The sequence below is a fragment of the Qipengyuania sp. RANM35 genome (assembly GCF_041021145.2).
GTDB lineage: Bacteria > Pseudomonadota > Alphaproteobacteria > Sphingomonadales > Sphingomonadaceae > Qipengyuania > Qipengyuania soli.
Genome location: NZ_CM196433.1, coordinates 1,795,553 through 1,809,485 on the forward strand (window position 1 = coordinate 1,795,553; position 13,933 = coordinate 1,809,485).

Here is a 13,933-nt window from a genome sequence, read left to right on the forward strand (position 1 = left end):
GCGACTCCACCGCCCGGCACATCAAATGCGTATACGTATGCCATCTATCGGGAAGGCGGCACTCCAACATATCCAGACGATGAACAGGGGGGCGGAAAGCCTCCTGTGGGATTTGGATTCGGCCCGGGGACTGCCCTTGAGGATCGGGCCAATTGGGAGAGCAAAGTAATGGCATTTCGCAAGCATCTTGCCGGCGGCATCAGCATGGGCGCCGTCACCATCGCACTGGCGTCGCTGGCCACACCTGCCTTCGCGCAGGACGCCGACGCGAACCCGTCGACAAGCGAAGACGACAACGTCATCCTCGTCACCGGTTTCCGCGCCTCGATCGACACATCGGTCGAGAAGAAGAAGGACAACACCTCGATCGTCGAAGTGGTCAGCGCTGAAGATCTCGGCAAGCTGCCCGACCTCTCGATCGCCGAATCGCTCTCTCGCCTGCCCGGCCTTGCCACGCAGCGCCTCGACGGTCGCGCAAACGTCGTCTCGATCCGCGGTCTCGCTCCCGACTTCACGACCACGCTGCTGAATGGCCGCGAACAGGTCAGCGCCAACAACAACCGCGGCGTCGAACTCGACCAGTACCCTTCGGAATTGCTGAACGGCGCCGTCGTCTACAAGACGCCGGATGCAATGCTGATCGGCCAAGCGCTGGGCGGCACCATCGACATGCAGACGGTCCGTCCACTGAGCTACGCAAAGCGCCAGCTGGTCATCGGCGTGCGCGGCGAGCTCAACGACCTCGGCAAACTCAATCCCGATATTTCGGACAAGGGCTATCGCGCCAACTTCTCCTACGTGGACCAGAACGCTGACGGCACGCTCGGCTGGGCCATCGGCTATGCCCGCATGCAGTCGCCGACGCAGGAAGAGCGCTGGAACGCCTGGGGCTACCCCAACCTCGATGCCGACACCCAGGTCATCGGCGGTGCAAAGCCCTACGTTAAGTCGAACAAGCTCAAGCGCGACGGCCTGATGGGCGTGCTCGAGTACGAACCCAACGACAAGTTCCACGCGACGCTCGACGGTTACTGGTCGAAGTTCAACGACGACCAGCGCCTGCGCGGCATCGAGCTTCCGCTGCAGTGGTCGGCGGCTTCGCTTCAGCCGGGTTATACCGAAAGCGGCGGCCTCGTTACCTCGGGCCAGTTCAACGGTGTCGAAGCGGTCATGCGCAACGACGTCGTGCACCGTAAGTCGGAAATCTTCGCCGGCGGCCTCAACACCGAATTCGCCGCCAGCGACACGCTGAAGTTCGAACTCGACGTCAGCTATTCGAAGCTGAAGAAGACCGAAGAGAACCTCGAAATCTACCTCGGCACCGGGCGTGGCGGCGGTGTCGGCGCAACCGACAATCTCGGCTTCACCATGCCGGCGGACGGTGGCGTCATCACCTTCGATCCGACCATCGACTACTCGGATCCGGACCTCTTCGTCATTACCGACCCGCAGGGCTGGAACAGCTGCGGCGGCACGGTCCCGAACTGCCAGGACGGCTTCGTCAACCGTCCGCGCATCAAGGACCGTCTGCAGTCGATCCGTCTCCAGGCGATCCAGTCGCTCGACAGCTTCGTCGAAACCGTCACCGTCGGTGCGAACTATTCGGACCGCCGCAAGCAGCTGATCGACGAAGGCTTCGTGCTCACGCACAGCGACTATCCGGCCGACACGCCGGTTCCGTCGGAATACCTGTTTGATCCCGTATCGCTCGGTTTCATCGGTATCCCGGGCATGGTCGCCTTCGACAGCTGGCGCTTCTACAACGACGGCAACTACGATCTCACCAGCGAAGCACTGTGGACGCCGGGCCGCCTGACCAACAGCTATGTGGTCAATGAAAAGGTCCTGACCGGCTTCGTGCAGGCGAACTTCAACAGTGGCCCGGTTCGCGGCAATGCCGGCGTGCAGGTCGTCCACACCGATCAGAGCGCAGATGGTTATGCTGCGTTCAATCCCGGCGGCGGCACCATTGCCACGCCGATCACGGATGGCGACAAGTATACGCACGTCCTGCCGAGCATGAACATCTCGTTCGAGTTCGCTCCCGAAGCCTACCTCCGCTTCGGCGCGGCCCGCATGCTGGCACGTGCCCGCATGGATCAGCTCAATCCGGGCGTCGGCTACGGCTTCAACGCCGCCAACAACATTCCAGGTGCCGGCATCAACAACTCGCCCTGGTCGGGTACCGTCGGCAATTCGAAGCTGCGTCCGCTGCTTGCCAATACCGTCGACGTCGCCGTCGAAAAGTACTTCGGTCGCGGCGGTTACGTCTCGCTCGGCGGGTTCTACAAGTATCTCGACAACTGGATCTATCGCCAGAACGACATCTTCGACTTCACCGGCTATCCGACGCCGGGCAACGTCACGCCGACCTTCAACTACGGCATCGTTTCCCAGTGGAAGAACGGCCGTGGCGGCAGGCTGCAAGGTCTCGAAGGCTCGTTCTCCCTTCCCTTCGGAACCTTCTCGTCCTCGCTTGACGGTTTCGGCGTCCTCGGCAGCGGTTCCTACACCCACAGCCGGGTACGTGAGGGCGGAGCGGCTCCGATCTCGATGCCGGGCCTGTCGAAGTGGGTGCTCAACGGCACGGTCTACTTCGAAAAGAACGGTTTCCAGGCACGTGCCTCGGCCCGTTATCGCTCGAAGTTCCTGGCAGAAGTCTCTGGCCTCAGCCTGGCGCGTGATCGCGTGATGGCCCGCTCCGAGACTGTGATCGACGCCCAGATCGGTTACACCTTCCAGGATGGCATGCTTGAAGGACTCGGTGTTGTGCTTCAGGGCAGCAACCTGACCAATGAGCCCTTCATCACCTACTACAACAACGACATCCGCCAGGTGCGCGATTACCAGAACTACGGCCGTAACTTCATGGCCGGCATCACCTACAAGTTCTGATGCAACGCGGCGGGTCCGGACCACTCCGGGCCCGCCATTTTTTCCGACGCGGTGCCAACATGTGCCGCCACGGCCGGGAGCAGGAAAGTGAACGATAGTCGCATCCGCGACGTCGTCATCGTGGGCGGAGGGACCGCGGGGTGGATGGCCGCCGCGGCACTGTCGGCAACGATGGGCGAACAGTTGCGCATTCGCCTTGTCGAAAGCGAGCAAATCGGCACCGTCGGCGTCGGCGAAGCCACCATTCCGGCAATCCGCCTGTTCAACGGCCTCGTCGGGATCGACGAGAACGAATTCATCCGCGCCACCCAGGGCAGCTTCAAGCTGGGCATCGAGTTCATCGACTGGGGCCGCGTGGGCGAAAGCTACATGCACGTCTTCGGCCAGCTCGGACAAAGCCTCGACCTGATCGAATTCTGGCAATACTGGCTGCGCGGTCGCGAAGAGGGCGTGAGCGAGCCCATCGGCCACTATTCCTTTAACGAGGAAGCGGCCCGCAACCTGCGCTTCGCCCGTGTTCCGCGTATCCCCAACACCCATCTGGATGGCATTTCCTACGCCTTCCATTTCGATGCCGGCCTTTACGCCAAGTTCCTGCGCGGCCTCGCCGAGAAGAACGGCGCGACCCGGACCGAAGGCATGATCACGGGCGTTTCACGCAATCCCGAGAACGGCCACATCCGTTCGATCACGCTCGATTCCGGCGAAGAGATCGAGGGCGAGCTTTTCATCGACTGTTCGGGTTTCCGCGGATTGCTGATCGAGCAGGAGCTGGAGACGGGCTACGTGGACTGGACGCACTGGCTGCTTTGCGATCGTGCCATTGCGGTTCCGACCGAGAACGTCGGCCCTCCCCGCCCCTACACCCAGTCGATCGCGCACCCTGCAGGATGGCAATGGCGGATCCCGCTGCAGCATCGCACGGGCAACGGCCATGTCTTCTCAACCGAGTACATGAGCGAGGACGAGGCGACTGCCCTGCTGCTCAAGACCGTCGAAGGCAAGCCGCTGGCAGACCCGCGCACAATCCCGTTCAAGACCGGGATGCGTCGCAAGGCGTGGAATGCGAACGTCATCGCACTCGGCCTGTCCTCGGGTTTCATCGAACCGCTGGAATCGACCAGCATCCACCTGATCCAGAACGGTATCGCCAAGCTGATCTCGCATTTCCCGGACCGGGAATTCCGGCAGGCCAATGTCGATGCCTACAACCGCCGTATCGAATACGATTACGAGCGCATCCGCGACTTCATCATCCTCCACTACCACGCCAACCAGCGCGACGAGGCCTTCTGGACCCGCTGCCGCGAAATGGATGTGCCGGATACGCTGCGCGACAAGATCGACCTCTTCCGTGCGACCGGTCGCATCTTCCGCGAGCAGGAAGAGCTGTTTGTCGAAGTGGGCTGGTTCCAGGTCCTGAATGGCCAGAACATCGTGCCGGAAACCTATCACCCCCTGGCCGATGCTCTTACGAAGGAGGAGCTTGCCGGGTTCCTCCGCGACATTCGCACGATCGTGGCCAACAATGCCGCCCGTTTGCCCACCCACGCCGAGTTCATCGCCGCAACATGCGCAGCGCAGGCGCCTGGAGTTCCCGCATGATCCGTTTCGTCCTCCCCCTTCTGGCCCTTGGCCTGGCAGGATGTGCTCATGCACAGGCTGCCCCGACCATCGCGGCGCCGAGCCTGCGGGACCGCACGCCATCGGAAGAGATCGTCTACTTCGTCCTTCCCGACCGCTTCGAGAACGGCGACAGGACCAACGACAAGGGCGACTTCAAGGGTGACCGTCTGGCAACCGGGTACGATCCGACCGCGAAGGGCTTTTACCACGGCGGCGACCTCAAGGGACTGACCTCGCGCCTCGACTATCTCGAGAAGCTGGGCGTCACTGCAATCTGGTTCGCGCCGATCTTCCAGAACAAGCCGGTGCAGGGTCCCAAGGGAGACGAGAGCGCCGGATACCATGGCTATTGGGTCACCGATTTTACCCGGCCCGACGGTCACTTCGGCACGCGCGCGGAATTCAAGGCTTTCGTCGATGCGGCGCATGCGAAGGGGATGAAGGTCTACATGGACATCATCACCAACCACACGGCGGACGTCATCACCTATGCGGACGGTGACGAGACCAATTTCGAATACCGCAGCAAGGGCGACTACCCCTATTCGACCGCTGGCAAGGCGGAGGGTACGCCGATCAATCCCGGCTTCATGGGCGACGAGGACAGCAGCGATGCGAACTTCGCCAAGCTGACCAACCCCAATTACGCCTATCGCCCGGTCGTCCCGGCAGCAGAAAAGAACGTGAAGGTCCCCGCCTGGCTCAACGACCCGATCTACTACCACAACCGCGGCAACAGCTCCTTCACCGGAGAGGACAGCCGCTTCGGCGACTTCTCGGGCCTCGACGACCTGTTCACCGAACACCCGCGAGTACGGTCCGGGATGATCGAGATTTTCTCCGGCTGGGTGCGCGATTTCGGCATCGACGGCTTCCGCATCGATACTGCGCGCCACGTCGATCCCGGCTTCTGGCAGACCTTCGTCCCCGCGATCGAGAAGGTAGCGCACGAGAACGGCATTCCGAACTTCACCATGTTCGGCGAGGTCTACAAGGACGTGCCCGATAACGGATACATTGCCGAGTACACTCGCCGCGACAAACTTCCGGCCGTACTCGACTTCGCCTTCCAGGCTGCGATGCGCGAACTGCTGGGCCGCGACAGGGGCACGGTGGTCCTGGCGCACATGTTCGATGGCGACGTGCTCTATGAAGGCGGTGAAGATGCTGCGCGCAATCTCCCGACCTTCCTTGGCAACCACGACATGGGTCGCTTCTCGACACTGCTCAAAGCTGACAAGCCCGGGATTTCGCAGGACGAATTGCTCCGGCGGGTCATGCTCGGTCATGCCATGATGCTGAGCCTGCGCGGCGCGCCGGTGATCTACTACGGCGACGAGCAGGGTTTCGTCGGCGACGGGGGCGACCAGCTCGCGCGCGAAGACATGATGCCGAGCAAGACTGCGGTCTATAACGACAACGACCTGATCGGCACCAACGCGACGACGGCCGAGAGCAATTTCGACGAGAGTCACCCGCTGTTTCGCCTAATCCGCGAATTCTCGCTGATCCGTCGTGCCCATCCCGCCCTCACCCGCGGGAAACAGGTGGTTCGCCACTACGAGCAGACCCCGGGGATTTTTGCAGTCAGTCGCTTCGATCCGGTGAACGGCGACGAATACCTTGCAGTGTTCAACACCGGCAATGCGCCCCGCAGCGCGAACGTTACGCTCGGATATGATGCTCGAGCCTTCGAAAGCTTGTCTGGCAGCTGCCCGGCGGCAGTGACTGCTCCGGGAAGTGCGGCCTTCAACCTGCCTGCCTTCGGTTGGGCACTTTGCCGGGTATCGGAGACGGCCGAGTGAACCGCTTTTCCGCCCTTTCGATGGAAAACGCCGAGGTCGGCACGCGCCCGTGGTGGAAGGGAGCGGCGATCTACCAGATCTATCCGCGCAGCTACATGGACTCGAACGGCGACGGTATTGGCGACCTGCCCGGCATCACCCAGCGACTACCGCACATCGCCACGCTCGGCATCGACGCGATCTGGATTTCGCCTTTCTTCGTCTCGCCGATGAAGGACTTCGGGTATGACGTCGCCGACTATTGCGATGTCGATCCGATTTTCGGCACCCTTGAAGATTTCGATGCGCTGGTCGCGCGCGCCCATGAGCTCGGGCTCAGGGTGCTGATCGATCAGGTCTATTCGCACACTTCCGACGAACATCCATGGTTCGCCGAAAGCCGCTCCGACAGAACCAATCCGAAGAATGACTGGTATGTCTGGGCAGACGCCAAGCCCGACGGGTCGCCTCCGTCTAACTGGCAATCCGTGTTCGGGGGTCCCGCGTGGACGTGGGACGCCCGACGCGGCCAGTACTACATGCACAATTTCCTGAATTCGCAGCCGCAACTCAACCTGCACAATCGCGAGGCTCAGGACGCGGTGCTGGATGTCATGCGCTTCTGGCTGGATCGGGGAGTGGACGGCTTCCGCATCGATGCGCTCAACTTCGCGATGCACGATCCCGAATTGCGCGACAATCCGCCCGCACCTGCCAGCGACAAGCCGCGCACCCGTCCGTTCGATTTCCAGCTGAAGAAATTCAACCAGAGCCATCCGGCAATTCCCGGCTTCATCGAACGCATTCGTGCGCTAACCGACAAATACGAGGCGGTTTTCACGGTCGCTGAAGTCGGCGGGGACGAGGCCGAAGCCGAAATGAAGGCCTTCACCGAAGGCGAGACCCATCTGAACTCCGCTTACGGATTCAACTTCCTCTATGCCGACAGGTTGACGCCCGGACTCGTCTGCGGCGCCCTTGCGCAGTGGCCGGACGAAGATGGCGTCGGCTGGCCGAGCTGGGCCTTCGAAAACCACGATGCCCCCCGCGCTATCAGCCGTTGGTGGAACGAGGACGAACGTGACGCGGCGGCACGGATGAAGATCCTGTTGCTGGCCTCCTTGCGCGGCAACATCATCCTCTACCAGGGCGAGGAACTGGGGCTGACGCAGGTCGACATCCCCTTCGAGCAACTCCACGATCCCGAAGCCATTGCGAACTGGCCGCTGACACTCAGCCGCGACGGAGCGCGCACCCCGATGCCGTGGACTGGTGCCGTCGATGCCAGCTTCGGATCGCAAGAGCCCTGGCTTCCGGTGGGTGAAGAGAACCGCGTGCGCTCGGTCGAGGCGCAGGAAGCCGACGACGGTTCACTCCTGAAAGCCACGCGCGCAGCGATTGCCCTGCGCAATGCGAACCCGGCCCTCCATCACGGCGCAGTCGAAAGCTGCCGTGCCGAGGGCGACCTCCTCGAACTGGTTCGGGCGGTCGGCAGCCAGCGTATCCGCTGCCTGTTCAACCTCGGCCGCGAGACCCTGACGTTTGCTGCAACCGGCAGGGTTCTTGCTGCCGAAAACGGGGCGTCGGTCGATGCCCTGCCCCCATTCGCCGCCCTTATCCTGGAGCTTTAACGTGATCCGTCTTTGCCTGCTTTTCATCGCGGCCACCTTCCTCCCGGCCGCGGCTGCGCAGGCGGAGACGGTGTCCTCGCCCGACGGTCGTACCGTGGTTACACTCGACACCGACGGCGAGGGCATCCCTTTCTACGAGGTCGTCCGTGACGGCACCCCCGTGATCGCCAAGTCGACCCTCGGCTTCACGTTTACCGATGCCGACCCGATGCGCCGCAACTTCGAAGTCGTTGCTGCGACCGCCGACGCCATCGATACGCGTTGGGAGCAGCCTTGGGGCGAACGCCAGTGGGTGGCCGACCGCCATAACGAGATCGCCCTCACCTTCCGCCAGAAGGACGCGACTGCTCGCGAGGTAACCGTGCGGTTGCGCGTTTTCGACGACGGAATGGGCTTTCGCTACGAATTTCCCCAGAGCGATGCGCAACCGGTCCGCCGCATCGCCGAGGAGCTGACCGAGTTCAACATCGCCAGCGACGGCACCGCATGGTCGATCCCGGCCGGCGACTGGAACCGGTACGAATACCTCTATTCGCGAACTCCGATCTCGGCGCTTTCGACGGTGCATACGCCCGTGACGATGGTGCTGGCGAACGGCACACACCTGTCCTTCCACGAGGCCGCACTGATCGACTATTCGGGCATGTGGCTGAAGCGCATGGAGGGCACGCGGCTGCGCGCCCTGCTCGCCCCTTCGCCGCAAGGCGCCAAGGTCGTTCGCGAAGGTGCCTTCACCACCCCCTGGCGGACGATCCAGATCGCCGACGGTCCGGCAGGGCTCTTCGAAAGCAGCCTGATCCTCAATCTCAATGAACCCAACAAGCTCGGTGATGTGAGCTGGTTCAAGCCGCACAAGTACATCGGTATCTGGTGGGAGATGCATCTCGACAAGACCAGCTGGGCCAGCGGTCCAAAGCATGGTGCAACCACGGAAAATGCCAAGAAGTACATCGACTTCGCGGCAGCGAATGGCTTTCGCGGCGTGCTGATCGAAGGCTGGAACAAGGGCTGGGACGGCACCTGGTTCGGCAATGGTCGCGAATTCAGCTTTACCGAAGCCTATCCCGACTTCGACCTCAAGGCAGTGACCGATTACGCCCGCAAGAAGGGCGTGCACATGATCGGGCATCACGAGACCGGTGGGAACATCGCGGTCTACGAAGACCAGCTGGAAGACGCGATGGCGCTCTACGAGAAGCTGGGCGTCGATGCCGTCAAGACCGGCTATGTCGCCGACGCGGGCGGCATCATCACGCGCGATGCCGAGGGCAAGGACCTGTTGGTCTGGCACGACGGTCAGGAAAATGTCCGCCACCACATCAAGGTCGTCGAGACAGCGGCCAAGCACCACATCGCGGTCAATCCGCACGAGCCGGTGAAGGATACGGGCCTGCGTCGCACCTATCCCAACTGGGTCGCCCGCGAGGGCGCGCGCGGCGCGGAATACGACGCCTGGGGCGTGCCGAAAAACACCCCGGATCATGTCCCCGAGCTGATCTTCACGCGCCTGCTCGCCGGTCCCATGGACTATACCCCCGGCGTCTTCTCGCTCGAAGGCCGGGGCGCGACAGCGCCCGATATCCCGAGCACTCTCGCCCGCCAGCTGGCCTATTACGTGGCGATCTACTCGCCGATCCAGATGGCCGCCGACCTACCGGAAAATCTCGCGAAATGGCCCAAGGCGCTCGACTTCGTGAAACGGGTCCCCGCCGACTGGAGCGAGAGCAAGCTGATCGACGGTGCAGTGGGAGGGTACGCAGTCATTGCCCGGCAGGATCGCAACTCGCACGCCTGGTATGTGGGCGGCGTCACCGACGACAAGGAACGCGCGGTCAAATTGCCTCTCGCCTTCCTCGACAAGGGCAAGCGCTACGCGGCGACGATCTGGCGCGATGGCGCCACGGCCGACGGTCTCGGCAGCGATCGCCATGCGATGGACGTGATCACGCAGAAGGTCACATCCGACAGCGTGATCGACCTGCGGATGGCTCGCGCCGGCGGGTTCGCGATCGAAATTAAGCCGACGAAGTAGATTGATATGGCAGGACTTGCGCCGGCGGCCCGCAGCCTAGCCCTGCCCTGCCAGTAGCCCCCGTCCGATCACCTGCGCCTGGATTTCGCCGGCACCTTCGAAAATATTGAGAATGCGGGCGTCGCACAGCACCCGGCTGATCTCGTATTCCAGCGCGTAGCCGTTGCCGCCATGGATCTGCAGCGCGTTGTCGGCATTGCTCCAGGCGACCCGCGCCGCCAGCAACTTGGCCATCCCCGCCTCGATGTCACACCGCTCGCCCTTGTCCTTGTGGCGCGCGGCGGAATAGGTCAGCTCCCGCGCCATCACCAGTTCTGCGGCCATCAGTGCCAGCTTGTCGGAGACTCGCGGGAAGCCGATCAGCGGCTTGCCGAACTGCTTGCGATCGAGCGCATAGGCCATGCCGAGGTCGAAGGCATTCCACGCCACCCCGATGGCGCGCGCCGCAGTCTGGATGCGGGCACCCTCGAAGGTGCGCATGAGCTGCTTGAAGCCCTGCCCTTCCGCCCCGCCCAGCAGGCCGTCATGGCCCACGGCGAAGCCGTCGAAGCCGATCGCGTATTCCTTCATCCCGCGATAACCGAGCACCTCGATCTCGCTGCCGTCGATGCCGGGATCGGGGAACGGATTCCCATCGGTGCCACGCGTCTTTTCGGCCAAAAGCATGGACAGGCCGCCATACCCGGGCGTGTCCGCGTCGGTGCGGCACAGGACCGTCATCAGGTCGGCACGGGCCGCGTGGGTTATCCAGTTCTTCGCCCCGTCGATGCGCCAGCTTCCGTCATCGGACCTTCGCGCTCGTGTGCGCACCGATGCAAGGTCGGAGCCGGTGTCGGGTTCGGTGAATACGGCAGTGGGCAGGATCGAACCGTCGGCAATCCTCGGCAGGTATTTCGCCTTCTGTTCGGTCGTGCCGTTCTCCCCGATCAGTTCACCGGCGATCTCCGAGCGGGTGCCCAGCGATCCCGCGCATATCCAGCCGCGCGACAGTTCTTCCGAGACGAGGCACATGGCGGTCTTGCCAAGGCCGAGGCCTCCGAACTCTTCGGCAATGCAGACGCCGAACACCCCGAGCGCAGCCATTTCCTCGACCACCTCGATCGGGATCAAGGCGTCGGCGAGATGCCATTTGTGCGCGTTGGGAGCGATCCTGTCGGCGGTGAAGCTGCGAAACTGCTCGCGGATCATGTCCAGCGTCTCGTCGTCGAAGGTCTCGTCCGGACGACCGCCGTCGGCCAGCAGTGCGGCCAGATCCGCGCGGTTTTCCGCCGTGTTTCCTGCCGCCATGAACTGTGCGACAGCAGGTGACGCCCTCAGGGTATCGGCAGCCTCGGCGACGCCGAGTTCGGCCGGCCGGACGAATTCGTTCTGGCTCATCGGGACCGAAGCGGCGAGCTGGTTGAGGTATTCGCCAAAGCCGATCCGCAGTACCAGTTCCTCGATCGCGCCGAACCGTCCCGCCTTGCGCGAACGTGAGGCCCAGTCCGCAGTGGCCTCGAGTGCTGCCACGGTCGTTCCGATCCAGGCAAAGCCATGCACGCGGCGTTGGTGGCGCTCGACAAGTGCCGCCTCGATCCGGCCCTCATCCGCACCTTGCACCACCGCAAGGGTCGCAACACGCGCCGCCGCGGCAAAATTCTTTGCCGCTCCGCAAGCGTCGTGCGCCAGGCTTATCCAGTCCGTCATCGATCAGTGCCCCAGAGACAATCTTCGTCGCCACATTGGCGGTGCCTTCCTGAAAAGGTCAATGGCGGTAGCGACCGATACGCTCACCATGTTGCCTCGCTTCCGACTTAAGAGTGGAGGACAGTCGTCCTCCACTCTTGGCCGGAGCCAAGGGCTCTGTATGATCTCTCCCTGGAGCCGGCGGGCGTCTCTCGACATCCGCCGGCTCTCTTTGTCCGAGAATAGCACTATGTTGGGGTCGATGCGGGAACACGGAAAAACATACTGGATGGCGGGCGCAGCAGCGGTTTTCACTGCATTCCTCCCGACAATTGCCCAAGCCGACGAGGCCGATGACGACCAGCAACGCGTCATCGTGGTGACCGGCGAGGGGCTCGAGGACACTCCGGCGACCCCCGCTTACGACACGCAGATTATCGAGCGAGAGGATCTCGTTTCGACAGCGTCCGGACGGATCGAGGATGCACTTTCATCGGTCGCCGGTTTCCAGCAGTTCCGGCGTTCGGACAGCCGTTCGGCCAATCCTTCCGCCCAGGGCGCGACCTTGCGCGCCCTCGGCGGCAACGCATCGAGCCGCGCTCAGGTGCTGCTCGACGGGGTGCCGATGACCGATCCGTTCTTCGGCTACATTCCCTTTAGTGCCATCGCGCCCGAACGCCTTGCCCGGGTGCGGGTGACCCGGGGCGGCGGTTCGGGCCCGTTCGGGGCCGGAGCGCTCGCGGGAACGATCGAACTCACCAGCGCCGATGCCGATGCGTTGGGAAGTTTCGCTGGCCAATTGCTCGCCAATGACAGGGGTGAAACCGAAGCGAGCGCAACCGCCGCATCGCGGCTTGGCGCCGGGTTCGGTTCGATTTCGGCCCGCTGGGACCGCGGCAAGGGGTTCTGGACCACGCCGGAAGACCAGCGCGTACCGGCAAGCGCGCGCGCCGCCTATGACGGGTACTCGATCCAGGTCCGCGGCGTTGCCCCGTTCAATGACACGGTCGAGCTGCAGGCACGTGGCCTCGTCTATCGTGACGAGCGGACCTTGCGCTTCGACGGCGGCGACAGCAGCATGGAGGGGCAGGACGCCAGCCTGCGACTGGTCGGTCGCGGCGACTGGCAGTTCGACGTGCTCGGCTATGTGCAGGCGCGCAATTTCACCAATGTGGTCATCTCTTCGACGCGGTTCGTCCCCGTCCTCGACCAGAGCAATACGCCGGCCACGGGGCTTGGCGGCAAGATCGAACTTCGGCCGCCAACGGGGGACAACAATGTCCTTCGCCTCGGGGTCGACTATCGCAAGTCCGATGGCGAGCTCTTCGAGACTGCGCTGAGCGCACTCAGTGGCGCGGTGACGGCAAGGCGGAACGCGGGCGGGACCAATACCGACCTCGGTTTCTTTGCCGAGAACGACTTCTCGCTCGGCGCTCTCACCTTGACCGCGGGTGCACGGCTTGATCGATTTACCATCCGCGACGGCTTCTTTGTCGAACGCAACGGATCGGGCGTGGTCACGAGCGATCTCGTCTACCCCGACAGGTCGGGCTGGGATGCGTCCTTCCGTGGCGGTGTTCTGTACCGGCTCGGCGACATCGCCAGCCTGCGCGCCGCAGCCTACAGCGGGCTGCGCCTGCCGACGCTCAACGAGCTTTACCGCCCCTTCGTCGTCTTTCCCGTCACCACGCGCGCCAATGCCGATCTGGCGAACGAGCGGCTGGAAGGCTTCGAGGCCGGTGTCGACATCGCTCCGGCGGACGGCGTCCGCATCGCCTTCACTGCGTTCGACAACAAGGTGAAGCACGCCATCGCCAATGTGACGATCGCCAACAACTTGCGCGAGCGCCAGAACATCGACGCCATCCATTCACGCGGCGTCGAGGCGAGCGCAGCGCTGGAGCTGGGCAAGTTCAGCCTCGACGGCGCGGTCGCCTATACCGATGCCGAAGCGCAGGGTTCCGGCTTTGCCGCGGCGCTGGACGGAAATCGTCCGGCACAAACCCCGAAGTGGGTGGCCGGTGCGACCATTGCCTATCGCCCTGCGGGCAACTGGCTGCTCTCGGCCACCCTGCGATATGTCGGCGCGCAGTTCGAGGACGATCTCGAAACCGACGTGCTGCCTTCTGCGACGACGCTCGATGCCTTTGCGCAGGTGCCGCTCTTCCGGCAGGTCGCGCTGGTGCTTCGGGGCGAGAACCTGACCGACGAGACCATTGTCACCCGCAACCAAGGCGGTTCGATCGACCTCGGCACACCGCGAACTGTCTGGGCGGGTGTGAAGGTGATCCTGTGATGGC

At 63.3% G+C, this 13,933-nt stretch carries 7 protein-coding genes; 6 read left to right on the top strand and 1 reads right to left on the bottom strand.

Features of this window, described 5'->3' with window-relative positions; all coding sequences use genetic code 11:
• Positions 1-168 precede the first annotated feature (168 nt).
• From RAM60_RS09015 to RAM60_RS09035, 5 genes are all read left to right on the top strand, one after another.
• Positions 169-2,895, top strand: a complete 2,727-nt coding sequence (locus RAM60_RS09015; RefSeq protein WP_369027046.1) for a TonB-dependent receptor — start codon at positions 169-171, stop codon at positions 2,893-2,895.
• Between the two features lie 87 nt (positions 2,896-2,982).
• On the top strand, positions 2,983-4,500 hold the full coding sequence (locus RAM60_RS09020) for a tryptophan halogenase family protein (protein ID WP_369027045.1): 1,518 nt from the start codon (positions 2,983-2,985) through the stop codon (positions 4,498-4,500).
• Positions 4,497-6,326, top strand: a complete 1,830-nt coding sequence (locus RAM60_RS09025; RefSeq protein ID WP_369027044.1) for an alpha-amylase family glycosyl hydrolase — start codon at positions 4,497-4,499, stop codon at positions 6,324-6,326. The genes RAM60_RS09020 and RAM60_RS09025 overlap by 4 nt, the downstream gene beginning before the upstream one ends.
• A gap of 20 nt (positions 6,327-6,346) precedes the next feature.
• On the top strand, positions 6,347-7,936 hold the full coding sequence (locus RAM60_RS09030) for an alpha-amylase family glycosyl hydrolase (RefSeq protein ID WP_369027354.1): 1,590 nt from the start codon (positions 6,347-6,349) through the stop codon (positions 7,934-7,936).
• 1 nt (position 7,937) lies between these two features.
• Entirely contained in the window at positions 7,938-9,968 is a 2,031-nt protein-coding gene (locus tag RAM60_RS09035) for a glycoside hydrolase family 97 protein (RefSeq protein WP_369027043.1), read from the top strand.
• A gap of 36 nt (positions 9,969-10,004) precedes the next feature.
• Here the strand turns inward: RAM60_RS09035 and RAM60_RS09040 are convergent, their stop codons facing one another.
• Positions 10,005-11,654, bottom strand: coding sequence for an acyl-CoA dehydrogenase family protein (locus RAM60_RS09040; protein WP_369027042.1), 1,650 nt, complete (start codon positions 11,652-11,654; stop codon positions 10,005-10,007).
• Positions 11,655-11,922: 268 nt separating this feature from the next.
• On the opposite strand from RAM60_RS09040, the gene RAM60_RS09045 reads away from it, so the two are divergent.
• Entirely contained in the window at positions 11,923-13,929 is a 2,007-nt protein-coding gene (locus RAM60_RS09045) for a TonB-dependent receptor (protein ID WP_369027041.1), read from the top strand.
• The last annotated feature ends 4 nt before the right edge of the window (positions 13,930-13,933 follow it).